Source organism: bacterium (assembly GCA_021372615.1).
GTDB lineage: Bacteria > Armatimonadota > Zipacnadia > Zipacnadales > UBA11051 > JAJFUB01.
Window position 1 is genome coordinate 36,855 of sequence record JAJFUB010000146.1, and the last position, 26,123, is coordinate 62,977.

The following is a 26,123-nucleotide window of genomic DNA, read 5'->3' on the forward strand; positions in this document are numbered from 1 at the left end:
CCTCAGGCCGGTCGGAGGACGACCGGTTGCTGGGTGCGAAGTGACTCATGGATGGCTTCACACACCTCGACGGCCGCCCGGGCATCGGCCGGCGAGATCATCGGCTCGCGTCCCTGCCGGACGCAGTCGGCAAAATGCTCAAGTTGCGTGCGCAGCGCCCCGTACTGCAGGTCGTTCAGGATCGGCCCATAGGTCACGTCCGGGCGGCTGACGCGCTCCGCGCCGGACACCTCCAGCCCCTCTCCCCCGACGCGCACCGCCACCCGCCCCCGGCTCCCCACGACCTCCAGCCGGGCGTCGAGGGTGCTCGCCACGCCCTCGGGAACGACCCAACACGTCTCCAGGCATCCCACGGCCCCGTTGGCGTACTTCAGCACGGTGAAGATCGAGTCCTCGCACCCCAGGTCGGTGAGGACCTTGCTCGCGCTCTCGGCGTAGACGCGCACGACCTCGCTGCCGCAGAACCAGCGCATGAGGTCGAGATCGTGCGCCCCCAGGAAGAACGCCACCGAAGTGCGCGAGCCGATGCGCCGTCCTGAGGATACCACATTGTTGCGCCGCCCGAACACCTGCACGACATCCCCCACCTCGCCCGCGTCAATCGCCTGCTTGGCCACCTGGTAGCGCGGGTCGAAGCGCACTACATGTCCGACCATCAGGAGGACGCCGTTGTTCCGACAGGCCTCGATGATCGTGTCGGCCTCGGCCACCGAGGTGGCCAGCGGCTTCTCCACCAGAATGTGCTTCCCCGCCGCCGCAGCCGCCACACACGGCGCGACATGAAGCTGGTCGTCGGTGCAGATACTGACGAGATCGAGCCCCGGCAGGGCCAGCAGTTCCTCCAGCGACCCACACGCCTGGCAGTCCAGTGTGCCCGCCCACTCCTGCGTCCGCTCCGGCACGATATCATAGACGCCCAGCAGGTGGGTCTGCGGCAGCTCCTTCCAGATGCGGGCATGACGCTGTCCCATCATGCCCAGACCGATGACGGCAGCTTTGAGTCCATTGGGCATTCTGCTCAACTCCTCCGGATCTGGCTGGTTGGGGCACGCTGCAGCCGGGTTGGTTTGCCCGGCGTCCCGGTTGGCCGACAGCCGTACTCAGCGACGCGGCGGGCGCGTATGCGGACAACAACTAGTAGGTGGCGCTGTTACTGCCCTCGTACGAGGCGCCGGCTGCCGCCAGGTACGCGCGCGCGTAGTTGGCGCGTTCGGCAACCCGTTCCCCTTCCTTCTCTAGCGAAAGATACACCTTGAAGTAATAGACCGCGCTGTCCTGCTGCCCTACGGTCGCGTATGCATATGCCAGCACCCACGTGCTGTCGGCCGAACTGGGCTTCAACGTGACCGCGTACCTCAGTTCACGGATGGCCTCCTCGGTGCGGCCCGTCTTCAAGTAGGCCAGCCCCAGATAGTACCTCACGCTGGCGTCGTTCGGCGTCTCTACGGTGAGCAGTCGCCAGTAGAGGACGGCCCACGAGCGCGCCAGGTATGGGTACCCGACGTGCTGGACGGTGAGGCCCCCGCCCACTACCACAAGCGTGGCGATCAGCGCGGCGATCGCCCACCTGCGCCTGGGACCACAGGGAACGTGAACGCGACCGACAGCAGCGCGGCACGTGGCGAGCAGACGCCGCCAGTGGCCGACGGACCGTGTCACCGCCGCTGCCTGTGGCTGGGGTTCGGCCACCGGCTCGCGTTGCGGTTCTGGTTCCACTGCCAGTTCCGCCGCGCGCGCCGGTTCCGGCGCCGGTTCTGGCTCTGCTGTTGGCTCTGGCTCTGGCTCGGCCGCCGGCTCAGGGAGGCCCTCGTCGGCCTGCACCCCTGGCGTAGAGCGCTGTGGAGCGCGCCCTGCAGCGGATGCAAGCGCGTCCCGGACGGCACTCAGTATCAGATGGTACCGCACGTCCGTCCAGCTGCTGTCGTCCTGTGTGCACCGTATGAGCGGCATGAGTTCGCCGTTCACGACTGGGACAAACTGAAGGTCCCTGAAGAAGGAGGCCCTGGGCCCGTCGCAAGGCTCCATGAGCACGGGGACGATCTCAATATCGTCCCCCCTACGCCCAATCAGGTCCAGCTCCACGCCCTGTACGAACTCCGAGGCCAAGAACAACTGCGTCACCAGCAGGAGCGCGACGTCCGCCTGGGCGATCTTCGCTTCGATGAACTCGCGCCACTTCTTGCCGGGGGGAAGGCCTGTTGTGTCCCACCAGACCTCCACCTCCGCGCCGAGCGCCGCATCCAGCCACGGGATCAGGCTCCTGCGCTCGCCTGGCGCACTGAACCACATCGCGTTGTTAGGGTCCTGCCGACTGTAACTGACGAATACCAGAGCCGACATACTCTCACCCCCGCCCTTATCAGGCGCACCGCAGGACCGCCAGCCTCCAGGCCCTCGCGCCCCAACTACCCTTTCGCCCGCTTCGTCTTGCCGCCCCGCTTCGTCCGCACCGGGTTCTTCCCCAGCACGAACCCCGCCAGCAGCTTCCCGACGTTCTCAATGGCCGCGACCAGCGCCACTTCGCAGCCGTGGGTATTCTCGGTGGCGAAGCCCACGCAGCCGGCGCGGCCGATGGTTCCGTACTTCACCGTCATGCTCGTATCGCTGCCGAAGGACCGCACCACGATCTCCTGGTGGCCCAGGCGGAGACGGTCGCACGTCTGGGTCAGCTCGCGGCACAGCCCGGGGTGATAGACGAACATGGCGTCCTTCATCAGGATCACAGGCCGCTCATCCAGGACCGTCGGGTACTCCTCGGCCACGGGGGCGATCTCGGCGGCGATGACGGTGTTGACGGTGCGGTCGGCGATCAGGCTGCGGACCACGTAGGCCCCGCCGGAGATGCCGATCTCCTCGCTGGCGGTGGCGGCGAAGTACACGTCCAGCGGCGGGCGCCGACCGCTCGCTTTGATCTCCTTCATGGCCACGAACAGGGACACCAGGGCGGCCTTGTCGTCCAGGGCGCGCCCGGCGACGTACTTGTCGCGCAGGTACAGCGGCTGCTTGCGCAGGCGCGAGATGCACCCCAGGCTCCCCACCCCGACGCCTCGCTCAGCCAGCTCCTGCTTGCTGAGCTTGCAGTCCAGATAGCATGTCTCCCAGTCCAGAGGCTTCTCGTGCTTCGCCTTGTGGATCCGCGGGGAGAGATGGCTGCTGTGGGTGCTGCCCACCGATAGAATGCCGGTGAGCCACTCGTCGCCCAGGACATCATACGGGCCCTCGCCACAGCGCCAGGGCACGGTGCCCCCCAGCGGCTCAAACCAGATCTTCCCGTCGTCGTCTATCTTGCGCACCATCGTCGAGACTTCGTCCTTGTGCGCCATGAGCAGCGTGGCGTCGGCGGACGACTCGCCGGCGATCTTGCCGATGATGTTGCTGTGTGCGTCCTGCCAGACTTCGTCGCAGTACTCGCCGAAGCGCCGCAAGGCGATGGCCTCGACCTCCTCCTCCCGCCCACAGGGGGAGTGCGTCACCAGGATCTCGTCGAGAAGTGCTCGGGTCAAGTCGTTCATCTGTGCTATTCGCTTTCCGCTGCGAGGTGATTCAGGGCCTCACGGACGCCCTTGAGAACCTGGTCTTCGGGCATGACGGCAACCGGCTGCAGGCCCTGCTCCGCCGCCCACGCCCCCACGATCTCCTGCCCCAGGAAGTACCCCATCTCCCGATAGCCCTCGATGCTCAGCTCCGGATAGCTGCCGAAGAAGCCCGCAAGAGATTCGCCGGCGTCCACCCGCCGCAGGAACTCGTGCGCCAGCATGGCGCGGTGTTCGCGGCCCCACTGCAGCCAGTTGGGCTGGTACGATGCCAGGTGGTAGACCTCACCGCCCTGGATCAGCCCCTCGCACACCTGCGCGAAGCCCTCATCGTAGACATCCCAGAAGGGCCCGCGCACATGGTACTCGATGCTCTCCTGGCGCCACCGGTAGTGTGCCAGGTGTCCCAGTTCGTGCGCGATCAGCCCCGCCAGCGTCTCCGGGCGCTCCCACCATCCCAGCTCCACAATCGTGTCGAGGCCGAGGTCGCACGCGGGCTTTCCCTGATATGTGGTCGCCCAGCCGCCGTAGCCGACCGGGATGATGACGAGCACCGGGTGCAGGTCGGTGCCGAGGGCCTCGCGTGTCCGCTCGGCGGTCGGCGCGAAGACGTCCAGAATGCGGTCATGCGCCTCGGCCATTGGCGCCATCCGTTCCGGCAGTGACGGCCAATGGCGCTGCAGCAAGTCGTCAGCCCAGTCCTGCCCATCCTCAACCATCGCGGCGGCATAGCGGGCGTGGATCTCGGGCTCCGCCTGCTGGAGCTGCGCCAGCCAGGCCGCGACCTGCTCAGCCGGTTCGAGACCGCTCTGCGCACGCCGGAGCTGGAGGAACTCCGGCCACAGGTCCACGACCACGGGCTCGTCAGGCGAGATCAACGGGCTGCCCCGTCTCGGCCGACTCGACCATCGCCACTAGGGCCTTCGTGATCTGCAGGCCATCCTCCCCCGTGATCGGCGGCGTCTCGTCCTTCAGGCAGCAGTTCACGAAATGCTGGAAGGCCTGGTAGACGAACCCGACCGGGACGCCCATGACCTGCCCGTACAGGATCCCGCGGTCCGCGGCCTTGGCGTTGGTGGCGAACTGGAACATCGGCAGCGCCGGGTCTATGTTCACATAGCCGTCGCTGCAGATCAACTCGAACTTGCTGTCCACCATGTACGGCATGCTCTCGGGCATGATCCAGCAGCTCTCGAAGTTGCCCACGCAGCCATTCTCGAACTCGACGGTGGCCTGGTAGAAGTCCGGGGTGTCAATCCCCAGACTCTGCAGCTTCCCCGACCGGCAGACGGCGTTGACGCGCCTGGCCTCGGACTTGAAGTACCAGCGGGCAATGTCGTAGCGGTGGCAGATCAGCCAGAAGGGCAGGCGGGTATTCCGCGACCATGAGAGCATCTGCGTGGGCACGTAGAGCGTGTTGTTCAGGCGGGCGTAGCAGTACATCGGGTCGCCCAGTTCGCCCCGCTCCAGGGCGTCCTTCGTCTGGGCGAAGGCATGCATCCAGCGGTTGGACCAGTTGACCATGAGCTGCTTGCCCGACGCCTTCTGGGCGGCCAGGATGGCCTCGGCGTCGGCAACGGTCGTCGCCATCGGCTTCTCCAGCAGCACATGCTTCCCGGCCGCCAGGGCCGCTTCGGCGACCTCGCGGTGTAGATGATCGGGCAGCACGAGCGAGACGGCCTCGATCTCATCGCGTGCGAACAGGTCGCGGTAGTCGGTGAACACGTGCCTGGCGCCATACTTGAGGCCCATGGCGCGGGCGCGCTCCTCGTTCAGGTCGCAGACCGCGACGAGGGTGGCGTTGGGGGCAGTAGCGGCACACTGGACGTGGCACTCGCCCTGCACGCCCACGCCGACGACGCCGTAGTTCAGGTTCCCCGGGGCAAAGGCTTCGACCATGGCAGATCACCTGCTGAATGTGATGGAGGCAGGTTCGCGCCGGGGCTGCGGATTCCCTGCCTGGGAATCAGACGGGCAGGCATCGCTGCCTGCCCGGGACGTCTGCGCGACGGCACTTTGGCCTAGGGGGACCACCGAATGGCGCCGCTGGCCACCGACCCGACCATGCTCTGGTACGAGTACCACTTGGCATGGCCGTCCATCATCCCGAAGTTCGCCCCCTCGTTGTGGCGGGTGGGCACGCAGCCGAGGTTGGTGATGCCCTGGCCCGTGGGGCAGCGGCCCGGTGTACCCCACCGGAAGTACGGTCCGGTGTACTGTGTGTCACCCATCAGCACCGTGGACGCGGGCATGGTGAAGGCCCCGAGGGCCGCCCCCGGGGTGATGCCCCCGTCGATGTTCCAGCCATAGCGGAGACCTGACCCGCTGGGGCAATAGCGGCACTGCGTGTTCTTGACGTACGGCTCAATCTTGTCCCACTGGCAGCGGTCGTCGGGGTTGCCCGTCCCGTCGCCCCCGACACCCGGCGCGTTGCAGCGGGTGCCGTGCTTGGGGAGGCGTTCGTCGTAGTCTTGCGCATACTGCAGCGCCCCAAGTATGAGCTGCTTCACGTTGCTCAAGCAGCTCGTCTGTCGGGCCTTCTCACGGGCCTTGGCGAAGACGGGGAACAGGATCGCCGCCAGGATGGCAATGATGGCGATCACCACCAACAGCTCGATGAGCGTGAAGCCGCGGCGCATGCGCGATCAGTCCTCTCACAGGGAGGTGCACGCGCGACCTGGCCCGCCGGGTGTACCCGGCGGCCTACCGAGGACGACACGTCATGCCGCCTACAGGCGTCGCAGTGCTCTCCGGCTGCCTACGGATGCCAGGTGAGGCTGCCGTTGGCTTCGGCCCCGCGCATGTTGACGTAGGAGTACCACTTGGCGTGGCCGTCAGCCAGGATGTAGTTGGCGCCGTCATTGTGGCGCAGCGGGATGCAGCCCCAGTTGGTGACCCCTTCGGTGACCGGGCACGAACCCGGGTCCCGCCCGCTAATGAACGGCGCGTTGCGCCCACCATCGCCCATGATGACCGTCTGAGCCGGCGACACGATGGTGCCGATGGCGAGGCCGATGCTGTTGTCCCGCATGCCGATGTTCCAGCCGATGCCCCAGGTGTTACTCGAACTTGGACAGGTGGCCATCTGGGTGTTCTTGACGTACGGCTGCATCTTGTTGAGTTGGCATACGTCGAGCTGGTTCGCGCCTGCGCCACCGCACTTGGTGCCATGTTTGGGGAGCCGCTCGTCGAAGTCCTGAGCGTACTGCATGGCCGCCAGGCCCCACTGCTTCAGGTTCGACAGACAACTGGTCTGCCGGGCTTTCTCACGGGCCTTGGCGAAGACGGGGAATAGGATCGCCGCCAGAATAGCGATGATGGCGATCACAACCAGCAACTCGATGAGGGTGAAACCACGGCGCATGTGAGCCACCTCCCGACCGGGATGTGAACGAGCATACGAACCGCTCCATTCCTTTTTTCGCCGTCCTCTTGCGGTTTCCTTCCGCTGTGGCCCGCGCCCGCGGAACTTCGCTCCCTATGGCGCCTGGAGGCAGGCGTCGTCACGACGCTTGCGGGAGGTCATGGCGGGGCTGCGGGGGAAGCTCTGGCGGAGTCCCTCCGCGACGCAAGGCGCCCATCCCCCTCCCACCGGAGGCTCCGGCATGGACAAGTGTATTGGTGTGCTGGCATGCCTGGCGGCCGCGATGGCCATGGCCCAGGCTGCGCCCCCGCTGGTCTGCCATCTGTCTGACTGTGCCAAGCGCACGCCGCAGTACCCGGGGATGCTGCGCGCCAGTGAAGTCTGCATGCGCAGTCTCGTCCCGCGCACTGCCAGCCAGAAGAGCCCCTACGACACGCTGCAGGCCCTTCGCGACTTCCACGTGACGCGCCTGGAGTGGACCTACAGCCTGACGCCCCAGTTCATCGCACAGGCGCAGGCGCTGGGGTGCACCGTCTCGGGCGCGGCGGCCAACGGCACCCTCGCCGGCGTGGACCATACGACGGCGGACTGGTTCATGGCCTTCAGCGCGCTCAATCTCAACGGCGAGGCGGTGGAGGCCCCGTGGATGCGGCCGTGGTCGGGGCACGCGCTGTGGCACTGTGTCAACAACCCTCGGGCCCGCGCGGGCTATCTGGCCTATGTGCAGAGCCTCGTGGACATGGGCGTCCGGGACATCCAGCGCGATGACCCCAGCATGAACCTCAACGCCACGAACTGGGGCGGCTGCTTCTGCCCGTACTGCCTGGCCGGCTTCCGCGAGTATCTCCAGCAACGCGGCGACCGCGAGCAACTGGCGAGGCTCGGGGTGGCCAGCCTGGCGCAGTTCGACTACGCGGCCTACTTGCGCGAGGGGGGCGCGCCCGTCGGCGATGCCTTCGCGCAGGTCCCACGGGACTACCTGAAGGACCAGTTCATCCGCTTCCAGGAGCAGTCCACGATTGAGTTCCACCGTTGGTGGCGGTCCGAGCTGGACCGGCACGCCGGGCGCCATGTGCCCGTCTCGTCCAACAACGGCGCCAGCGACTTCGGCCCGATCCACCAGTTGTTCGACTTCTACATCGGCGAACTGAACTACAGCCAGGCTTCGCCGGAGTCGCTGGCTGAGGCGCTCCGCCGGGCCCGGGAACTGGGCAAGGGCCAGTCGGTGACGATGCCGCTACGCCACGAGGCTGCCGAGACGCCCGAGTGGGTGCGCCGCACCCGGCAGACCATCGCCACCTGCTACGCGCTGGGGATGCACATCGAAGCCCCCTGGGACACGTATCTGCCTGTCCGGGGCGAGGTCCCGGCGCGCTATTTCGGGCGGCCGGCGGACACCGCCGACCTGTTCGGGCTCGTGCGGGCCTGCCCGCAGCTCTTCGACGACTACGAGGAAGCGGTCGTACTGGGCGGCGCGCTCGACGAGGGGCGGTGGACGCCCGAGACGCGCCCCGTGACCGTATGGACGGCCCGGAGCAGGTCTATGCCGTCGCCCGGGCGCTGCCCGGCCGTCCCGAAGCGCCGGTCGTCGTGCACTTGGTGGACTGGTCCGACCGGCCGCAGCCCTTCACCATCAGCCTCAATCCGCAGGTCTTCTTCGCCGGCCAGCCGGTGCAGGTCAGCCTCATCACGCCCCGCCCCTACGAGGCGGCGGCTCATGCGGCGGCCGAGGAGAGCCATGACTACAGCGGGCTCATTGCCGAGCAGACGCTCGCCAGCGGCCAGGTGACGACCTGTGACCTCCCCGCCCTGCAGCCCTGGGGCCTGCTGGTCATCCGGCCGGTCGCGGACGCGGCCGGGCTCTGGCCTCCTCGCCTCGTGCGGACAGAAGTGGGAGGCGAGGAGGCCGTCGGGGCTGTGGCGCTGAACACCGGGGCCACGGTCCGCTTCACGACCGATGGCGCCGATCCCGAGCCTGACTCGCCGGTGCTGACGGCGCCGGTGCTCCTGCGGGGCCTGCAGGGCTTCCGGGCGCGGTGCTATCGCGGGGGCAAGGCCTCCGCGGTCGTCGCGCTGACTCACCTGCCGCAGCCCGGCCCCCCGTGGCGCGACCTGTTGGTCAATGCGGACTTCGCCCAGGGCCAGACCGCGTGGAAAGCCGTCGTCGCGGCCCCCCTGGAGCCGGGGGCACTCGACTTCTCCACCGGCCCCATCCCCCAACTGGGCACAACCGGAGCGCGGCTGAAGGTCACCGCCAGCGACGGTGTGCCCTACCATGTGCGTCTCACCCAGCCGGTGTCGGTCGCTGCCGGGGCGGGGCTGCAACTGCGGGCCACGCTGGCTGCCGACCGCCCGGCCCGCATACGCATCGGCGTGCAGGAGATCGCGGCGCCACACCGGGTCGTCGGCGTGCGCGTGCTGGACATTGGCCCCACGCCGCAGCGCGTGCTCATGACACCCACCAATGAGCACGGGGACCTGCAGGCCCAGTTCCAGCTTGACCTGGGCTACTGCCAGCCGGAGACCATCGTCTGGATATCGGGGATTCAGTTGCGGGCTCGTGTCCTGCCCGCCCCGTAAATGGAGTCTGCCATGCGTACCCGAGGTCTCGTCATCCTGCTCGCTATCTCAGTGGCGGCGTGCGTCCAGGCCGAGCCGGGCCTGCTCTTTCGCGCCTCCTTCGACGGCACGGTGCAGGCCATCAGCGCCGCGCCCGACCCTGTCACGACTGTCGGCCCCTCCCCCACCTTCGCCCCCGGCAAGTTCGGCCAGGCGCTCGTGGCGGGCGCCGAGAGCACCCTCCTGCGCTACCGCACCGACGGCAACCTCGTCCCCCAGGCCGGGTCAGTCAGCCTGTGGGTCAAGCCGGTGAACTGGGGCACGGACGGGTGCTTCCACAGCTTCTTCGAGTCCGGCCAGGAGCGCCAGGGCCTCGGCTGGCTGATCCTGTACAAGTACTTCCAGAACAACTGGCTGCTGCTGCGCTACGCCGACGAGGCGGATCAGGTCGGCATGGCGCAGGGCCTGGCCGACTGGAAGCCGGGCGAATGGCACCACCTCGTCGGAACCTGGTCCCCAGAGGGGATGCGTGTCTATGTGGACGGGGAGCTGTCCGGGACGGCTCCCCGTCCGCTGGTCGCCCAGAGCCTCGCCGACACCTTTGCCCTCGGGGACAACGGCTGGCATCTGCCCCACAAGGGCGCCCAGACGCTCGTTGACGAGGTCCGCATCTACAGCTACCCGCTGTCGCCCGAGCAGGTGCGCCGGCTTGCCGGCAAGGCGGCGGTGCAGGTGACACGGGACGCTACCAGCGACCGCTGGACGGTGCAGGTGGAAGTGCCGGACCCAGCCGTGACCAAGCAGGTTCGCGTGGCCATCAGCCCGGCCGCGGGGGGCGAGGCTGTCAAGCAAGCCACTGCCGAGGTCACCGGTCGGCTGGCCCACGTACCGGTGGATGTGGCTGGTCTTCCGCCGGGCGAGTATGCCGTGCTGGCGCAGGCCCTGGACGCCGGGGGACAGGTCATCTCGGAGGCCCGGGCGACGGCCCGGCGTTTGGCCCAGGAGCGTGTGACGCTGGACAATGGTCTGCTCCGCATTGCCTTCGACGGCGGCAACGGCGGCATTCTGGCGATCGAGGCGCCGAAGCTGGGCTTTGCGGCCCGCGCGGCGGCCGCCCCGGCCCCGCTGCTGACCGTGGACAGCGTCAAGCTCCCCGACCATGCCCGCTTCTACCAGCCCAATGATGTCAGGACGCTGCCGGCCGATGACACGATGCTCAAGGAGCTGACGGTCAAGCGCGTGGCCAAGGGGCAGCAACTCGTCGCGCGCTACGAACTGCCCGACGGCATCAGCGCCGTCGTGACGGGGGACCTGCCGGATGGCGCTGCCACGCTGTCCCTGCGGCTGAAGCTGACCCCGCCGCGCCCCCTGCGCCCGTCAGAGGCCGTGCGCGTGCCCAGCGTCGTCTTCCCCATGGTCAGCGCCCTGTGCATCGGCCCGCAGAGCGAGGATGACCTCCTGGCCACCGGCCTCGTCCAGGGGGAACTGCTGCCCAACCCCGCCGCTGCCAGCACCAGGCGCAACATGGCCTACCCCGGCCGCTGCTGCGTGCCCTGGCAGGACCTGTACGACAGCCAGGGCGGCCTGGCGCTGGTTCCCCTCTCGCCGGCCAGCCAGCAGATCGAGGTGCTGACCGAGACGGGGAACGGGGCCGTCGCGCTCGGGACGCGCTGGTGGACGCTGCTGGAGCCGGGCGAGACGTTCGACTCCCCGGTGGTGGAACTGTCCGCCCACGCGGGGGCATGGCACGCCACCGCCGAGCGCTTCCGCCTGTGGAGCCTGCAGCATACCCCGCCGCGCCAGCAGCCCCCCTGGTTGGCCACCTGTGACGGCTGGACGGGCTTCGGGTCAGCCGGCTACAGGTTCCGCGAGTTGCCCGACGTGCTCAAGACCGCGCAGTACTACGGCTTCAACTACCTGCAGGTATGGGCCCAGATGATCCTGGGCAATGCCTACTACTCGTACTTCTACCCCAACCCCGACCTGGGGACCGAGCAGGACCTGCGCGAGGGCATCCGGCAGGTCCACAAGCTCGGCGGCCACATCGGCTTCTACAGCAATGTCATCACCTTCGATGGCGGCGTGGACGGCAACCCGCTGCTGCAGGAGACCATCGCCAAGTACAAGCTGGCGGACGCTCGCGTCCGCACGAACATGCCGCCGTTGCCGCGCTTCTACGACGAGGGCCTCAAGCATGTCTTCGTCGGCCCCCAGGGCCACTACGGCAAGGGCGGAGCGGCCGGGCACAGCCATTCGGGCTACCCGGACGGCTACTGGGCCATGAACCCCGGCTCCAAGTGGTGGAGCGACTACCTGGCGTTCTGGATCAGCAAGTGGAACAAGGACTACGGGGCCGACATCTGGTACCTCGACAGCTTCCCCGTGCATGGCTACGGCCTGAGCGCCGCGAACTACTCACTGGACCTCGCCCACCCCGAGGGCCTGAGCCAGGGCCAGACGCGCTTGCTCACCCGCATCCGGCAGGACTTCCAGGGCCCGATGCTCTACGAGGGTGTCGCCTGCGCCGGCCTGATGCCGTGGACGAACTGGTGCCTGGGCACGGAACTCTCGTTCGGCAGCGGCGCCTGGTCGCGGCCGGAGATCTTCTGCTACAGCTTCAGCGACGTCTACCCGGTCTTCTCGGGCACCTGCAACACCTGGGAGGGCATCAAGCGCATCTACGCCGACCTGGCCGAGACGGGCCGCCGGCAGGACGCGATGAACTACGTCTTCCTCAACGGGGAGCGCTTCGACGTGCTGGGCCTGCACCCGCTGAACAAGGACGACCCGTACCACCAGCACGTCAGGAAGCTGGTCGCGCTGCGGAAGAGGGTCCGTGACGTGCTCTACCAGGGCCGCATGCGGGATGTGCTGGGCCTGTCGGGGATGCCCGAGCAGGTGCAGGCGCGGGTCTTTGCGACGAAGACCGCCGCCGTCGTCACCGTCTGGGATCGCCGCGCCAACCGGCAGCCGTGGGAGCTGACGATCGACACCGCAGCCCTGCCGTGGCCGCCGGGGCTGAAGCAGGCGAAGGTGCTGCTCCTGGACGGGACGGAGCAGGCCGCGCCAGTCAGGCAGGACGGCAGCAAGCTGGCCGTGACGGTGCCCGCGGGCGAGATCTGCGCTCTGCGCTTCGGCCGCTAGAGGGAGGCCAACATGCCCCATTCCATCAGCAATGACGCACTGACACTGCAGTTCCGCGACGACGGCACGCTGCTGGCCGAGAACCGCCTCTCCGGCGCCACCCGTGCGTGGCGCTGGCCGGCGTTCCGGCTATCCCTGCGCGGCCAGGTCGTCAGTGCCGAGGCGTTCGAGCTGGACGGGGTCGCCGGCGCCGGCCAGGAGGTGACCGTGCGGCTGCATCACGCCCCCTCCGGGCTCGCGGCGGCAGTGCGCTACTGGCTGGCTGCGGGCGAGCCGTGGTTCCGCAAGCAGATCACACTCACCGCGCCGCCCGGCACGCCCACGCTCGACCGGCTGTGGGTGGACGTCCAGGAGGCCCCGCAGCCCGTCCGTCGCGTCGGCTATGGCCTCCGAGGCCTGGACGGAGAGGTCGAGGGACTGGCGACGTACGCCAACCAGTACGGCTGCGGCTACCCGGTGTATGCCGGCGACTGGTTCGTGGGGCTGGAGCATCCCTGCGGGTTCGCACTGCCGGCGGACGGGCAGGTCGAGCTGTACCAGCACCCCGTCTGGGAGGACGACGGCGCCCTCACGAGCTTCGCCGCCGTGTTCGGGGCCGCCGCAAGCCATGACGACGCGTCCGGGGTTTTCAGCGACTACCTGTGGCGCGTCCGCCGCCCGCGCCTCGACAAGCCCTTCACGCACATATCGGTCGGCTGGTCTTCCCGCTACCTGGGCGAACACGAGTACCTGGACACCTTCGAGGGGCGCGACGCCTTCGTCAAGGGCCTGCTCGAACTGGGGCTGCACCCGAAGGCCGTCGGCATTGACGCCGGCTGGTTCGAGCGCGCCTCGATGTACCACGGCAAGGACGATGACGAGCACGACGGCCGCCTGCTGGGGTTCACGCACATGCTGCGCGAGCACGGTCTGGACCTGGCCATCTGGGTCAGTCACAACGGCCCCGTGGGCTTTGACATGGACTGGATCGAGCAGCAGGGCTGGGAGATCGGCGAGGGGGCGTCCTCGACATACAGCTACGGGAAGTATGTCGTGATGATGCAGCCGAGCTTCGAGGAGGCGCTGACCCGGCGGCTGGAGGAGCTGGTCGGGGTCGGTGACCCCTCCCACGCCCAGATTGGGGCGGTCCACCTGAAGATGGACTGGGACAACGAGTGCGCCAGCAACGAGCACTTCGCGGATCGCTACCCGACGATTGACCACGTCCGCGAGGCGTCCACCAATGCGTTCTTCCGCATCGGCAGGCGCCTGCACGCGGCCAACCCCGAGGTGAAGCTGCGACACGGCTGGTGGCCGAGCCCGTGGTGGCTGACGTACTCGGACCATGTGTGGCTGGTGGACTCGGGCGACTGCGAATACGAGGCGTGGCCCTCGCGCACCGCCCGTGACCGCGACGCCACCCACCGCGACATGATGGTCTACATTCTCCAGCGCACGTCGGAGACGCCGGTGCCGCTGGACGCGTACGACAACCATGGCTTCGCCGACGCGCTCTGCAACTGCTTCACCACCGAGCCCCACACGTGGCTGAACACCTGCGTCCTGTCGGCCCTCCGGGGCACAACGTACATCCACTACCCGCTGACGCCCGAGGGCCTCCGCGACTGGCAGGCGCGGATGTTCCAGCAGGTGCTGGACTGGTGGGATGCCCACGCCGACGAGCTGGGCACCCAGGGCACGCGGATCGTGCTCGGGCGGCCGTGGGAGGGGCAGATCTACGGCTACTGGCACCCGCATGACGGCGGCGGGTGGCTCATGCTGCGCAACCCTTCGGTCGAGCCGCAGGCCGTGACGCTGCCGCTGGAGGAGTGGCTGGCTGCGGACTTAGCCGCGGTAGGGCGGGGGCTTGTACCCCGCCCAGGGGCAGTCACGAGCCCCCCGGTGGACTCTGGGCGGGGTACAAGCCCCCGCCCTACAGTCCGCCAGGTATTCCCCTACCGGAAGCACCTGGAAGCCCCCTGGGACCTCTGGCTCACTGGCCACGAAGTCGCCGTCCTACAGGTTAGCGCCGAGCCTCTGCCCGATCTCTCCCCTATCCCAGGCAGCGACCACATGCTGACGCGCACCGAGGCGGGCGTTGTGGCCTACGTGCCGGGGTCACTCCGCCCGACGGTGCATCCGGACATGCAGCTCCCGGCGCTGTGGGCCGAGACGCTGCCCGAGGGGGAGATCGAGGGGGGACGCCGCCTGCAGTGGTTTGTGGGGGTGCCGCACCGCATGGAGAGGGCCGAACTGCTCGTGACGCTGCGCGGGCCCGAGGCCGTGCTCGACGGCCTGCAACTTCGTGCCGGCACGTCGCGCTATCGCGGTGACGCCATCCGCGACTTCAGCCCCGTCACGCGCATCTTCCAGGGCAAGCGCGGCCATGGCGGAGTACGCGTCCTACCACCCCTTGGCCCCCGCGAGCGCGACGGCTATGTGATCGCCGTGCCCGATGGTGGCTACACGGGGCTGACGGTGGAGATCACAGGCCCCCGGGCCGAGACCGTGACAGTCGAGGCGTGGCTGACGGGCTACGAGGCCCTCGCGCGCCAGGGCGAGCCGGCCAGCGAGGCCCCGGCCGCCGGGCCGCTCCTGCCGATCCACCCGTACGGCTTCCCCAGATTCCTGAAGCTGACCTAGGAGAACGCCATGTCGCCGAACAGCACGAACGCCGACGGCATCCACGCCCCTGTCCCCCGCGAGGCCATGAGTGACAGCGTCCGTCGCCTCCGCGATGCCTACAACATGGTTCCCGGTGCGCCCCTGTACCGCAAGGAGTTCTGGCTCATGCCCGGGGCCCTGGAGCGCTGGAAGACCGAGGGCATGCCACAGGACGTGCCGCTGCACGAGCTGTTCGGCTATGACAGCGGCGCGGTGTTCGGGCTGGGACGGCTGGGGTGGTGTGAGGCCGCCTTCGTGCCGGCGTTCGAGGAGAGGGTCATCGAGGATCGGGGCGACCATGAGATCGCCCAGGACTACGCCGGGCGGCATGTCCTGTTCTTCAAGAACCGCCGCGTCGGCTTCATGCCCGAGTACGTGTCCCACCCCGTCAAGGACCGGCGCACGTGGGAAGAGGACGTGAAGTGGCGGCTGGACCCGGCGACGCCGGGGCGCTGGGCGGACTTCGACCAGCACATCGCCAACGCCATCGCCGCCGCGGGGCAGGGGCTGCTGATGAGCCAGGGCCTCATCGGCGGCTACATGTACCTGCGCTCGCTCATCGGCCCGGTGGAGCTGCTCTACATGGTCCACGACAACCCGGCGCTCATCCATGCCTGCATGGAGGCGTGGCTGACGCTGGCCGACGCCGTGGCGGCGCGCCACCAGGACCACGTCACCATCGAGGAGGTCTTCTTCGCCGAGGACATCTGCTACAACCACGGCCCGCTGATCTCACCCGACATGATGCGCGCGTTCATCCTGCCGTACTACCAGCAGCTCATCAGCCACGTGAAGGCGCGTAACATGGACCAGTCGCGGCGGGTGTATGTGCAGGTGGACACGGACGGCTTCTGCGACCCGGTGATCCCCATCTATCGCGCCGCGCACGGGCTGGACATGATGAGCCCGTTCGAGGTCGCCTCCGGCTGCGATGTCGTCCGCACCGGCCGGGAGTACCCCGACCTCATCATGCTCGGCGGGCTGGACAAGCGCGTGCTGGCCAAGACGAAGGCGGACATTGACGCGATGGTCGAGCGGATCGTGCCGACGATGCGCGAGCGCGGCGGCTACATCCCCACCATTGACCACGGCACACCCGAAGAGACGCCTTACGAGAACTACCTGTACTTTCGACAGAGGATGGTGGAGCTGGGCGGATGAGTGGCGAGTGGCAAGTGCCAGGTGGCAGGCAGCGACGCCAGGTGAGGTGACGCATGAGGAACTTCCTGATTGCTGCTCTCGTGTTGGGCGTGGCCGTGACGATGGCGTTCGGGCAGCCCGCGAAGCCGGCGCCGGCAGTGCCCGCGCCGCCGACCGTAGCTCCGCCCGTCCCGCTCCCGGCACCGACGGCGCCGGGGCCCGCCTCACCGGCGCAGGAACTCGCCCTCCGCAGCCCCGAGGTGGCCTGGCTGCTCTCTCTCCCCCGCCTGCTGGGCAAGCCGCTGACGTTCCTGGTGGCGTTCCTGTTCGTGGGGCTGGTCTTCGGCCTCTTGGTCCGGCGCGCCATCTCGCCTCGCCCGGGCGGGGAGGCCCATTACAGCGATGCCCTCGACGACCGAACCAGGCGGCGCCTGGCCATCGGCAACCTGGTGGTCTGGACGGTGGCCTTGCTGGCGGGCTGTGAAGCCGCGGGCCTCCAGTGGTTCACGAGCCTGCTTCAGATGGTCCTCGAGTTCGTCAAGGGGCTGTTCGGCCTCATCGGGGCCATCATCGGCGGGCTCTTCTGGGTGATCGCTGCCATGGTGATCGCCTACGCGCTCAGCCCGAGGGGGCAGGACCTCGTGCTGGGACTGCTGGGGTGGGCCTGGCTGCGGCACTCGGGGAGCAAGCCCAAGCCCGACCAAGAGTTCGATCTGGGCGGCGGCGCGCGGGGGCGCATCACCAGCACGGACTTCCTCCACAGCACGCTGCAGACGACAGACGGGCGGACGCAGACCGTCCCCAACGCCTGGCTGATGCGGACCTACTTCAACTGGGACCGGCTGACGTGGGGCGCGACCGAAGCCCCGCCCAAGCCGCCAGTGCCGCCACCCCCGGGGTCGGTGTAGGGGCATCGCGAGGCCCTGAGCAAAGGGAGGAGGCCCTGCGGGCCGCCGAGTGTCCTGCGGACGCTACAGTCCTGACGCCGACAGCCCGGCAAGGGTAGAGCCGTGGGGCCCGCCGCACACGGCGCGGCACCCACGGCCTTCCCGATTCCCGCCTCTACTTCCTCACCCTCACCAGCACCCGCAGGTTCTTGAGCGAGTACGACCCGGCGTTTCCGGCGAAGGTCCAGTCTGGGTTCTTGCCGGTGCTGTTGCCGATTCCGAGGTCCGCCGACCCGCCGGCGACCCAGTGGTTGAAGGCGAAGATCGTCTGCTTGGCCTCGAAGTTGCCGACCTGCATGGAGCCGTAGCCGTCCTCCGGCGTGGTGCACTGGTCGCCGAAGTCCCAGACCTCATTCGAGGCGCCAGGGATGCCCGCGGCGTTGACCGGGCCGTAGTTGTGGGGCCAGAACTCGATGCAGCCGCCCTTCAGGCCACTCCCCGGCGCGATGCCCTCGACGTTGCTCACCACGTTCAGATTCGTGACCTTCTTCTGGAAGTTGGCCTTCGAGGCGAGGGTCGGCACGCCGATCTTGCCCAGGTCATCGGTGAAGGCGTCCATGGAGCAGTACACCCACTGCACAGGGCCTTCGGCGCTCTGTAGCTCGAGGAAGTACGCGATGCGGTCGAACGGGCCGCCGATCTGCGGGCGGTTGTCCAGGTCGTACTTGATCTCCTTGCCGGCCTTGCCCAGGTCCAGCGCGTAGACGAGCTGGTACTCCTTCGCCTCGCCGACGTTCAGCGCCAACAGGTCGCGAACCGGCACGTCGCCCGCGCGGAAGGCGCCGGCGGGGAGCCCCTCCTTGTTCATCAGGTTCGGCGAGGCGTCGCGGTGCCAGGCGAAGCGCATGGCGACCGGCTCCTTTACCCCGGCCGCTGACAGCACGACGGCGTTGCTCTCGATCAGCGTGTCGGCCTTCACGAACTCCGTGTCCTTGCCGATGATCTCGAACATGTCCGGGGCCTTGCCGTCGCGTGTGGTCAGGCCACTGCCGACGTTGTCGAACGTGACGCGCAGCTTGCCCCCCTCGATGGCCAGGGTCTTGAACGTCGGGCCGGTGTAGACGAGGTCCTTGCGCCCGTAGGTCTTCGCGAGGGCCCACAGGGCCAGCCGCTTGCCGACGTCCTGCTTGTTCTTGGGGTGGATGTTCGTCAGGTCGCCGATGTCGTGGATCACGACCTGACCCGTGTTCGGTATGCCCTGTGCGGCGGTCTGGGCTTCCCAGAAGGTCGGCAGGATGAAGGGGTCCTCATTGCCGTACACGTACGGCGCGATCTGCACGTAGTAGAAGGGGAAATCGCCCACGCCGAAGAGCTGCCGCCAGCCGCCGATGAGCGCCTCCATTTTGTCCCGGTAGCGCATCCCCTCGCGGTGGTTCGCCTCGCCCTGGTACCAGATGGCCCCGCGGATGGCGAAGGGCAGCAGTGGGTAGATCATGCCGTGGTACAGCGTACTGGCCCCGCCGGGGCCGACGAGGGGCTTGAGGCCGGCCGGGTACTCCGGGGCGGGCTCCAGGGGCTTCTGGGCCGCCAGGGCCTCACGGGCCGTCTTGGTCCAGGCGTCCAGCCGGGTCAGGTAGTCGCCCAGCGTCTGTTTGTAGGCGTCCGAGCGCGGGTCAGTGAGCATGACCTGCTTGTAGATGGGTTCCAGGGAGGGCACCCGTGCGAAGCCTTCAGGCGGTGTCCAGGGGTCAATGGAGGTGCCGCCCCAGGAGCTGTTGACCAGGCCGATGGGCACCTTCAGCTCCTGCAGCAGGTAGCGCCCGAAGAAGTAGCCGGCGGCGGTGAAGCTGCCCGCCACTTCCGGCGTGCACACCTGCCAGGCGCCGTCGAAGTCGGCGGCGGGATAGCCCGAGGGCACGCGTGGCACGGCGATGTGGCGCAGTTGCGGGTGGTTGGCGTTGGCGATCTCCTCGGTGGCGTTGTTGGAGGCGCTCACCGTCCACTGCATGTTCGATTGGCCTGAGCACAGCCAGACCTCGCCGATGAGCACGTCCTCGAGGACCACCTGGTTCTTGCCGCTGACAGTCAGCGTGAAGGGGCCGCCGGCAGGCTGGGCTGGCAGCTTCGCAACCCACTTCCCGCCCTCACCCGGTGTCGCGGTGACGGCGGCCTTGTCGCCCAGTTGCACTCTGACCGCTTCCCCCTGATCCGCCCAGCCCCACACGGGGATCGCGATGTCGCGCTGCAGAACCATGTGGCTGCCGAAGATGTGCGGCAGGCGCACGTCGGCATGTGCTGCGGAGACGGCCACGACAGCCAACGCAGCCACGGCTAGTCGGTATGACCTCATCGGTGACTCCTTCCGGCGGCTACCGGCCCAATACGACGGCCTTGCCGTCTTCGGTGGTGCCAAGCTGGTGGTGATGGATGCCCGGCACCGCCACCGGCCCGCAGTTGCAGGCGAAGGCGCTGCCGTTGCAGCCCAACAGGCTGCCGAGGCGCTCCCACATCGGCCTGGTCTCGGCGCACAGCGAGACACGCGTGGTCGGCGACAGGCGCTGGACCTCGCGGATGTAGTGCTCGTATATCTCGGCTCGGAGATCATCGGGGAAGGGGTGCATGCGGTCCTGGAAGCCCTCGGTTGCCTCGATCTGCTCCATGCGGGCGATCAGCGCCGGGTCGAACAGCTCGACCGGGAAGATCCCCTCGAACTCCGCCATGCTGTCGAAGAACAGCATCTCCATGCTGAGGTTGTCGGGCTGTACGGCGGCAAAGAGCTTCTCCAGCGTGTCGGTCGCTTCTTCCCGCCAGGCGGCGATGGGGACGATGGGCTTGAACTTGAAGCGCACCGAGTAGCCGGCCTGCTGGCACTTGCGGGCCGCCTCGATACGCTGCTCGGTGGTGGCCGTGTCCACCTCGATGCGGCGGCTGACGGTGGGCGTGCTCATCGTCCACAGCATGATCGTGTGGCCGTTGTGCGGCAGGTCCAGCAGGAAGTCCACGTTGTCGCTCTTGGAGAAGAGGATGATGTACTTGTCGGGCAGGGCCGCGTAGTGCTCGACGAGGGCGCGGCACATGCCATACTCGGGCTCCAGGGGCAGGCAGTCGGTCTCCACGTCATAGCGGAACACGTGCTGCCACGGATTGGCCGCCATGAGCTGATCGGTGTGGTCCAGGAAGTCCTCGATGTTCAGGCCCAGGGTCGTGACGCGACCGCGCCGGCAATAGCGGCACTTGTGGAAGCAGCCATAGGCCGAGTGCAGGTCATACAGCGACCAGCACGTCGCGCCGCCCTTGCGCTTCTGGTTGCCGTCCTCGTAGTGGTAGCCGTCGTGGATGCCGTACAGCATCCGCAGGAAGCCGTTGGTGTAGCCGCCCTTGCCCTGCAGGCTGGCGTGCCGTTGCTCGATCTCGGCGCGCTGCTCGGGCGTTGGGAACAGCATCTTGTTGAACACGACATCCGGGTCGCCCTGGAAGCCGAGCTGGCCCTGCCGCACGTCCAGCTCGAACCAGTCCTTGGCGGCGGCGAGGTCGTCGAGCTCACTTTCGCGCAGCAACTGCACGCGGTCCACCGGCACACCGAAGCCGCCCATCAGGCGCTCCATGCGCGCCACGCAGCGCGGGTCCCCGGCGGCCCATTCGGTGATGTAGAAGTTCTGCGGATGCACAGGCTTCATGGTCACAATCCCTTTGGCAAGTGTGCCTGGTGTTTCTATACTGCGGTGGGGATGACCTCCGACGGCCCCGGGAGCGCGCTGTGACCGAACCGAAGCAATGGGACTTCGATACCTACGACTGGATCGCGCAGTATGACGAGCGGATGCGGGCCCGGGATCGCCTGTGCTATCAGGCGGCGCTGCGCGCGCTGCCGGTGCTGACCCGGGCCGGCGCGGACGACCTCGTCCTGGATGTTGGTGCGGGCACGGGCAACTCCGCGGTCCCGTTCCTGGAGTTGGGCTGCCGGGTGTTGGGGGTGGATCCCTCGGAGGAGATGCTCAAGCAGGCGCAGAGCAAGGTCGCGGCCTACGACGGGCGCTTCACCGTGCAGCACCTCGACGATGCCTTCGCGCGGCTGCCTCTGGGGGGCCAGCGTTTCGACATCATCATCGCGGCCTACTCGATCCACCACATGGACTATGGAGTGATGCGGGGCGTTGTGCGGGGGATGAAGGCTTCGCTGCGGCCCGGCGGGCGGATCGGCGTAGCGGACACCATGTTCCGCGATGCGGACCACAAGCGGGAGATGATAGACGCGCTCCCGGACCTGGAGGACGAGTACCACCCGCTCCTGACGACCTTCCCGGCCATGTTCGAGGACGAGGGCCTGCAGGTCGCGCTGCAGCAGATCGGACCGCTGGTGTGGGTGCTGGTGGCTACTGCTTCGGCCGCAGGTCCGTGATCGTCCCCGGCAAGTCGCCCTCGACCGTCACGGCCCCCACCTTCGGCCCGACCAGCAGCGACACGGGCGTCCCCACGACCGTGTTGCGCCGCAGGATGATGCCGTCGGTCTCACCATCGATGCGGATGGCCGCGGCCGGTCCCCGGTCGTGCTCTCCCCCACTCCCGTTGTCCTGGATGACGCACGCCTCGACGACGCACCGGTGGCCCGCGGCATACGGTGGTTCGTTGCGGAAGTAGACGCCCGACAGACGGTTGCGGCGAATGGTGTTGCGCGCGAAGCGGTTGTCGGTGTCCTTGTGCCCGATCGAGATGCCCATCTGGGCGTTGTCCTCGATCAGGTTGTCCTCGAAGAGGCCGTTCTTCACGCGCCAGCACAGAAACAGGCCGCAGCCCCCGTTGCCTCGCATCACGCAGTGGCGGACAATCGGTCGTGCCGACCCGGAGCCGGGATGGCAACCCCCGCCGGTGTTGCGCTCGAAGACGCAGTCCTCGACCACCACGTCCGGGCAGTTCTGATACGAGAGCCCGTCGCCGTTCATGTTGCGGATGGCGACATGACTGATGGTGACGCCCGCCACACGCAGGAGGTTGATGCCTCCGCCCCGGCAGCCATCCTCCGGTGGGCACGCCTCGCGGTTGCCCTCGATGGCGAGGTCTCGGATCGCGACGTCGCGCTGGTCAGTGGCGCGGATCAGCGGGCAGGCGCGCGATACCGAGGCCCCGTCGGTGACCATCAGGTCCGCGTTCAGCCGGTCATCGAGCACCAGGGCGCCATCCGCCTCCTTGCGGATGACCGTGGCCACGGTGCTGAAGAAGCCGGCGAACCGGTCACTGCGGACGGTCACGCCGTCGCTGACCTGGAAGTCCGAGGCGTCCTTTGGCAGGATGCGCACATCGCCGTAGTCCCCGTCCTCGGCCAGCAGTGAGACGCCGCCGGGGGCCTTGCGCAGGACGGTCTTCTCACCAGCGCCGATGAGGGTGACGCCGCTGCGTAGCACGACGGAGTTGCGGAGGGTCCAGGTGCCGGGGCCGATATGCACGGTACCACCGCCCAGACCCGCCAGGTGGTCCACAGCAGCCTGCAGGACACGGTGATCGCTGCCACACAGGTCGCCTTCGGTGAGGCCAACGCGGATCTCAGGGCGCACGGTGGGGGCTCCTTTCGCGCACAAGGGGAGCATGAGAGCTGCGAGCACGAGCAGCGGGCGAGGCATGGCGTAGTCATTCGCAGGGCAAGCACGGTCAACCTGCCCCATAGGCCATTCCCCATTCCCCGCAATGAAGAGGCCCCGCCGCAACCGCGGCGGGGCCTCTTTGCTAAGCCTGTGAGTGTGGCTTCTGAGGAGCGGGGGTACTCCGAGATTCTTTCGCCTCAGAAGTCCAACCAGGCGGGCTTCAGGAAACTACTTCCCGCAGCCACACCCTTTCTTTTTGGGTTCTTCCTTCTTCTCCTCTTTCTTGCCGCACCCACAGCCCTTTTTATCGTCCACTTTCGTACCTCCTGTTGGTTCGGCCAGCCGCCCCACGCGCACGACATCGGCCCCTCTTGGATCCTGACCGTGTCAGGCGCCGGCTCTAACAGCGGCCACCTGCTCCTTACGCCAAACCATGCACACTTGCCGGACTGTACGTCCCATCGCCGGCGCGTATGTGTCATGGTTATACAACCACCTTAGTCCCCTCGTTGGTTCCTGTCAAGATGGATAATGAGCGCGATGAATCGCGCCCCTACCGGGCGACGATCAGCGTCACGTCGCACGGGACCCGCCCCGCGCGGGAGCTGTAGACGACCAGCCCGCGGTGGTTCAGCGCCGACCGCGGCGTCTCCAGCCGGACGAGCACCTGCCGGCCGCTCTGCCGCCGTATCTGGTCGAGCGCTTCGCCGCTGACTTCGACGCGGACGAGATCGCCGTAGCGCCCCCGGAAGCCGTGCAGATGCGACAGCGCCCCGCGGGCATCGGCGTACTGGTCCGGCAGTGTGACGCTGTGGACCGGGACGCCGTTCATGGACACGATGAGATCGCTGGGCCAGCCCGGCCCTGCGGCGTGCGTCTGCGGCGCTCCGGGGCGCTTGCTGGAGACTTCGCACAGGAAGGTCACGCTCTTCGCGCCGACCAGGTCCACATCGTCCGGCAGCGTGAACAGGTAATCGAGGTGCCCGGCTTCGACGCCGCCGAACAGGTGGGTCTCGTAGTCCACCACGCCCCGCTCGACCTCGGCCTCATGCCAGGCGGTCGAGACTTCGACATCGCCGGCCAGCTTGCGGAGGATGACACGCCCGGTGCTCTGCTCGCGCACCTCGCGCGGCAGTCCGCTCTCCCGGAACTCCGCGACGGCGAAGTTGGCGGCGAGGCCGCCCAACGAGGCCTCCAGGCGCACCAGGCAGCTCTCTTCGGCGGGCGCCACCCCGGCGAGGTCCACAGTGCTGACGGGGTCGCCGGAGGCGGGCCAGGCGATGCTGTCCTCCCGCAGTGTGCGGCTCTGGCCCAGGGAGTCGGTGAGCACATAGCGCACGGCCAGCTTCGGCAAGCCCCCCGTGTAGCCGACACGGTTCAGGAACAAGCGCGGGGCGAACTCCGCCCCCGGGGCGAGCGTCTGCGCCGGGGGCCCGTCAACGCCCAGGTACACCGGCCCCTGAAGGTCCTGCACGTTGTAGCCGAACTCCTTGGGCGTACGGTCGTAGTTCAGGACGCCGTTGTACTCCCACTCGATGTCCTGCAGCTCGGTGTAGACGTACCCGCAGACCTTCTCCTGCCGGCGCAACAGGTCGGTCAGGAACTTGAGGCACCAGGAGACATCCATGTCCCCCATGCGGGCGCTGATGCCGCCATACTCGGAGTTCATCAGCGGCTCGTCGCCCTGCTGGTTGCCGCCCACGTAGTTGAAGGTGGAGCCGGGATACGTCTCGGCCACGACCTTGGCGACATGCTCCTTCGCCTGCTCGTAGTCGTTGAGGTAGAAATGCCAGGAGTTGATGTCGGTCAGGACATGGTCGTATGAGCAGACGGAGTTGTCCTCGATCGGCCGGCTGGGGTCCAGCTCCTGCGCCAGCCGGAACATGCGCTTGACCCACTCGTGCCGATCCGGCGACTCTGCGTACTGCTTGAAGCCCAGGCCCCAGGTCTCGTTGAACAGCACCCAGGCGAAGATGCACGGGTGGTTGAAGTCGCGCGCCACGAGCTGCCGGAAGGTCCATTCCCACCGCTCGCAGCCCACCTCGCCATAGCCGTCGTAGCCCACGTTGGGGAAGTCGTACATGATGAGCATGCCGAGGCGGTCGGCCCAGTACAGGAAGCGCGGGTCCTCGGGCTTGATGTGGATGCGCAGGAAGTTGAACCCGGCTTCGCGAGCCAGTGTCAGGTCGCGAATGATGTCCTCATCGCTGCGCCAGGCGTACACGCCCCAGGGGTTGAAGCTCTGATCGAGCGCTCCTTTCAGGTAGATCGGCTCCCCGTTGAGCGTGAGGTACTTGGGCCCGCCGTCGTACAGCGGCGCGATGCCCACCTCGCGCAGGCCGCAGTAGGTCTGTACCTCGTCCAGGACGGTCTCGCCCTCCAGCAGTTGCACCGAGACGCTGTACAGGTGCGGCGTGTCGGGGTGCCACGGCCGCGTCTCGCCGGTCAGGGGCACCGACAGGACCGCCTGCCCGGCGTCGCCCCGCTGGTCCGCCACCAGCGTCCCGTCCTCGTCGCAGACCTGAAGGCGGCACGCCAACCCGGTCAGGGCCACGTTCGCCTCGATGGCGCACTCCAGGACCGCCGGCGTCAGGTGCGGTGTGACCTGCACCCGGGTGACATGGCGCTCCGGCCGCACCTCCAGCCACACCGGCTGCCAGATGCCCGAGGTGGTCGTGTACCACTTGTGCTGCTTGCCCAGGGGCTTGTCCTCGGTGCCCTGCGGGTCGAAGACCCGGATGACGATGAGGGCCTCGGACGCCCCGGCGGCAGCGGCCGTGAGGTCGCAGGAGAACGGGGCGTATCCGCTCCGCCCCTCCGCCACCGGTTGTCCGTTGACCCACACCTTGACTTCCCAGTCGGCAGCGCCGATATGCAGCCAGACATGCTCCCCGGCCGGGCAGGGAGGAACCTGTACGGTCCGCCGGTACCACCCGATGGTGTGGCGCGGGGCGGTGGTGTAGTTGTCCCGGGTCACGCTGCCGGGATCGAGATACACCTGAGTGCTGAACCAGTTGTCATTGCCGGCCCAGGCCTCGGTGCCCCACGCACAGTGCGACTCCCAGGGGAAAGGCACGATGATGCTGCGGCCAAACGGAGCGTGGCTTGGCTGGTGCAGGCCCTGCTGTTCGCCCACGTCATCGGGGTCGAACGCGAACTCCCAGGGGCCGTTGAGACTCACCCACGAACCGGCGCCGGGGCGCTGCAGATCGGGGCGGGGATGTTCCGGGCGAGGCAGTGATACGGAGGCGTCAGTCATGGGTAGTTCCTGTCCTTC

The 26,123-nt window shown here is 67.9% G+C and carries 18 protein-coding genes; 7 read left to right on the top strand and 11 right to left on the bottom strand.

Annotation, left to right across the window (positions count from 1 at the left end):
* Window positions 1–2 precede the first annotated feature (2 nt).
* From LLH23_21155 to LLH23_21185, 7 genes are all read right to left on the bottom strand, one after another.
* Window positions 3–1,013 carry a Gfo/Idh/MocA family oxidoreductase gene (locus tag LLH23_21155; protein MCE5240978.1) on the bottom strand — a complete coding sequence of 337 codons (1,011 nt, stop codon included), beginning with the start codon at window positions 1,011–1,013 and terminating at the stop codon, window positions 3–5.
* 121 nt (window positions 1,014–1,134) lie between these two features.
* Window positions 1,135–2,340 (bottom strand): TIR domain-containing protein, encoded by a 1,206-nt coding sequence (locus tag LLH23_21160; protein ID MCE5240979.1) that lies wholly within the window; start codon window positions 2,338–2,340, stop codon window positions 1,135–1,137.
* Between the two features lie 65 nt (window positions 2,341–2,405).
* Window positions 2,406–3,503, bottom strand: coding sequence for a M20/M25/M40 family metallo-hydrolase (locus LLH23_21165; protein MCE5240980.1), 1,098 nt, complete (start codon window positions 3,501–3,503; stop codon window positions 2,406–2,408).
* A 14-nt stretch (window positions 3,504–3,517) separates the two neighbouring features.
* Window positions 3,518–4,411, bottom strand: a complete 894-nt coding sequence (locus LLH23_21170; protein ID MCE5240981.1) for a hypothetical protein — start codon at window positions 4,409–4,411, stop codon at window positions 3,518–3,520.
* Window positions 4,398–5,432 carry a Gfo/Idh/MocA family oxidoreductase gene (locus LLH23_21175; protein ID MCE5240982.1) on the bottom strand — a complete coding sequence of 345 codons (1,035 nt, stop codon included), beginning with the start codon at window positions 5,430–5,432 and terminating at the stop codon, window positions 4,398–4,400. The genes LLH23_21170 and LLH23_21175 overlap by 14 nt, the downstream gene beginning before the upstream one ends.
* A gap of 122 nt (window positions 5,433–5,554) precedes the next feature.
* Window positions 5,555–6,172: a DUF1559 domain-containing protein gene (locus LLH23_21180; GenBank protein ID MCE5240983.1), complete on the bottom strand. Its 618-nt coding sequence runs from the start codon at window positions 6,170–6,172 to the stop codon at window positions 5,555–5,557.
* A gap of 119 nt (window positions 6,173–6,291) precedes the next feature.
* The gene (locus LLH23_21185; protein MCE5240984.1) at window positions 6,292–6,897 is read right to left on the bottom strand and encodes a DUF1559 domain-containing protein; all 606 of its coding nucleotides are present in this window, start codon (window positions 6,895–6,897) and stop codon (window positions 6,292–6,294) included.
* A 241-nt stretch (window positions 6,898–7,138) separates the two neighbouring features.
* On the opposite strand from LLH23_21185, the gene LLH23_21190 reads away from it, so the two are divergent.
* From LLH23_21190 to LLH23_21215, 6 genes are all read left to right on the top strand, one after another.
* The gene (locus tag LLH23_21190) at window positions 7,139–8,686 is read left to right on the top strand and encodes a hypothetical protein (GenBank protein MCE5240985.1); all 1,548 of its coding nucleotides are present in this window, start codon (window positions 7,139–7,141) and stop codon (window positions 8,684–8,686) included.
* A gap of 128 nt (window positions 8,687–8,814) precedes the next feature.
* Window positions 8,815–9,477: a chitobiase/beta-hexosaminidase C-terminal domain-containing protein gene (locus LLH23_21195; protein ID MCE5240986.1), complete on the top strand. Its 663-nt coding sequence runs from the start codon at window positions 8,815–8,817 to the stop codon at window positions 9,475–9,477.
* Between the two features lie 12 nt (window positions 9,478–9,489).
* Window positions 9,490–12,600, top strand: a complete 3,111-nt coding sequence (locus tag LLH23_21200) for a LamG domain-containing protein (GenBank protein ID MCE5240987.1) — start codon at window positions 9,490–9,492, stop codon at window positions 12,598–12,600.
* A 12-nt stretch (window positions 12,601–12,612) separates the two neighbouring features.
* Window positions 12,613–15,222, top strand: coding sequence for a hypothetical protein (locus LLH23_21205; GenBank protein MCE5240988.1), 2,610 nt, complete (start codon window positions 12,613–12,615; stop codon window positions 15,220–15,222).
* Window positions 15,223–15,231: 9 nt separating this feature from the next.
* Window positions 15,232–16,404: a hypothetical protein gene (locus LLH23_21210; GenBank protein MCE5240989.1), complete on the top strand. Its 1,173-nt coding sequence runs from the start codon at window positions 15,232–15,234 to the stop codon at window positions 16,402–16,404.
* Window positions 16,405–16,457: 53 nt separating this feature from the next.
* Entirely contained in the window at window positions 16,458–17,291 is an 834-nt protein-coding gene (locus LLH23_21215) for a mechanosensitive ion channel family protein (GenBank protein ID MCE5240990.1), read from the top strand.
* A 154-nt stretch (window positions 17,292–17,445) separates the two neighbouring features.
* Here the strand turns inward: LLH23_21215 and LLH23_21220 are convergent, their stop codons facing one another.
* Window positions 17,446–19,620 carry a sialate O-acetylesterase gene (locus LLH23_21220; protein MCE5240991.1) on the bottom strand — a complete coding sequence of 725 codons (2,175 nt, stop codon included), beginning with the start codon at window positions 19,618–19,620 and terminating at the stop codon, window positions 17,446–17,448.
* A gap of 19 nt (window positions 19,621–19,639) precedes the next feature.
* Window positions 19,640–20,947 (bottom strand): hypothetical protein, encoded by a 1,308-nt coding sequence (locus LLH23_21225; GenBank protein MCE5240992.1) that lies wholly within the window; start codon window positions 20,945–20,947, stop codon window positions 19,640–19,642.
* A gap of 80 nt (window positions 20,948–21,027) precedes the next feature.
* Between LLH23_21225 and LLH23_21230 the strand changes: the two genes are divergently transcribed.
* Window positions 21,028–21,669, top strand: coding sequence for a class I SAM-dependent methyltransferase (locus tag LLH23_21230; protein MCE5240993.1), 642 nt, complete (start codon window positions 21,028–21,030; stop codon window positions 21,667–21,669).
* On the opposite strand, the gene LLH23_21235 is transcribed toward LLH23_21230, so the two are convergent.
* Window positions 21,644–22,819, bottom strand: coding sequence for a right-handed parallel beta-helix repeat-containing protein (locus LLH23_21235; protein ID MCE5240994.1), 1,176 nt, complete (start codon window positions 22,817–22,819; stop codon window positions 21,644–21,646). The genes LLH23_21230 and LLH23_21235 overlap by 26 nt on opposite strands.
* A 580-nt stretch (window positions 22,820–23,399) precedes the next feature.
* A complete protein-coding gene (locus tag LLH23_21240) occupies window positions 23,400–26,105 on the bottom strand; it encodes a hypothetical protein (GenBank protein ID MCE5240995.1) in 2,706 nt (901 codons plus the stop codon).
* Window positions 26,106–26,123 lie beyond the last annotated feature (18 nt).

Coding starts and splice junctions, on each gene's coding strand:
- LLH23_21155 (MCE5240978.1), bottom strand. CDS start 1,013: ATGCCCAATGGACTCAAAGCTGCCGTCATCGGTCTGGGCATGATGGGA.
- LLH23_21160 (MCE5240979.1), bottom strand. CDS start 2,340: ATGTCGGCTCTGGTATTCGTCAGTTACAGTCGGCAGGACCCTAACAAC.
- LLH23_21175 (MCE5240982.1), bottom strand. CDS start 5,432: ATGGTCGAAGCCTTTGCCCCGGGGAACCTGAACTACGGCGTCGTCGGC.
- LLH23_21180 (MCE5240983.1), bottom strand. CDS start 6,172: ATGCGCCGCGGCTTCACGCTCATCGAGCTGTTGGTGGTGATCGCCATC.
- LLH23_21185 (MCE5240984.1), bottom strand. CDS start 6,897: ATGCGCCGTGGTTTCACCCTCATCGAGTTGCTGGTTGTGATCGCCATC.
- LLH23_21190 (MCE5240985.1), top strand. CDS start 7,139: ATGGACAAGTGTATTGGTGTGCTGGCATGCCTGGCGGCCGCGATGGCC.
- LLH23_21200 (MCE5240987.1), top strand. CDS start 9,490: ATGCGTACCCGAGGTCTCGTCATCCTGCTCGCTATCTCAGTGGCGGCG.
- LLH23_21205 (MCE5240988.1), top strand. CDS start 12,613: ATGCCCCATTCCATCAGCAATGACGCACTGACACTGCAGTTCCGCGAC.
- LLH23_21210 (MCE5240989.1), top strand. CDS start 15,232: ATGTCGCCGAACAGCACGAACGCCGACGGCATCCACGCCCCTGTCCCC.
- LLH23_21215 (MCE5240990.1), top strand. CDS start 16,458: ATGAGGAACTTCCTGATTGCTGCTCTCGTGTTGGGCGTGGCCGTGACG.
- LLH23_21220 (MCE5240991.1), bottom strand. CDS start 19,620: ATGAGGTCATACCGACTAGCCGTGGCTGCGTTGGCTGTCGTGGCCGTC.
- LLH23_21225 (MCE5240992.1), bottom strand. CDS start 20,947: ATGAAGCCTGTGCATCCGCAGAACTTCTACATCACCGAATGGGCCGCC.
- LLH23_21240 (MCE5240995.1), bottom strand. CDS start 26,105: ATGACTGACGCCTCCGTATCACTGCCTCGCCCGGAACATCCCCGCCCC.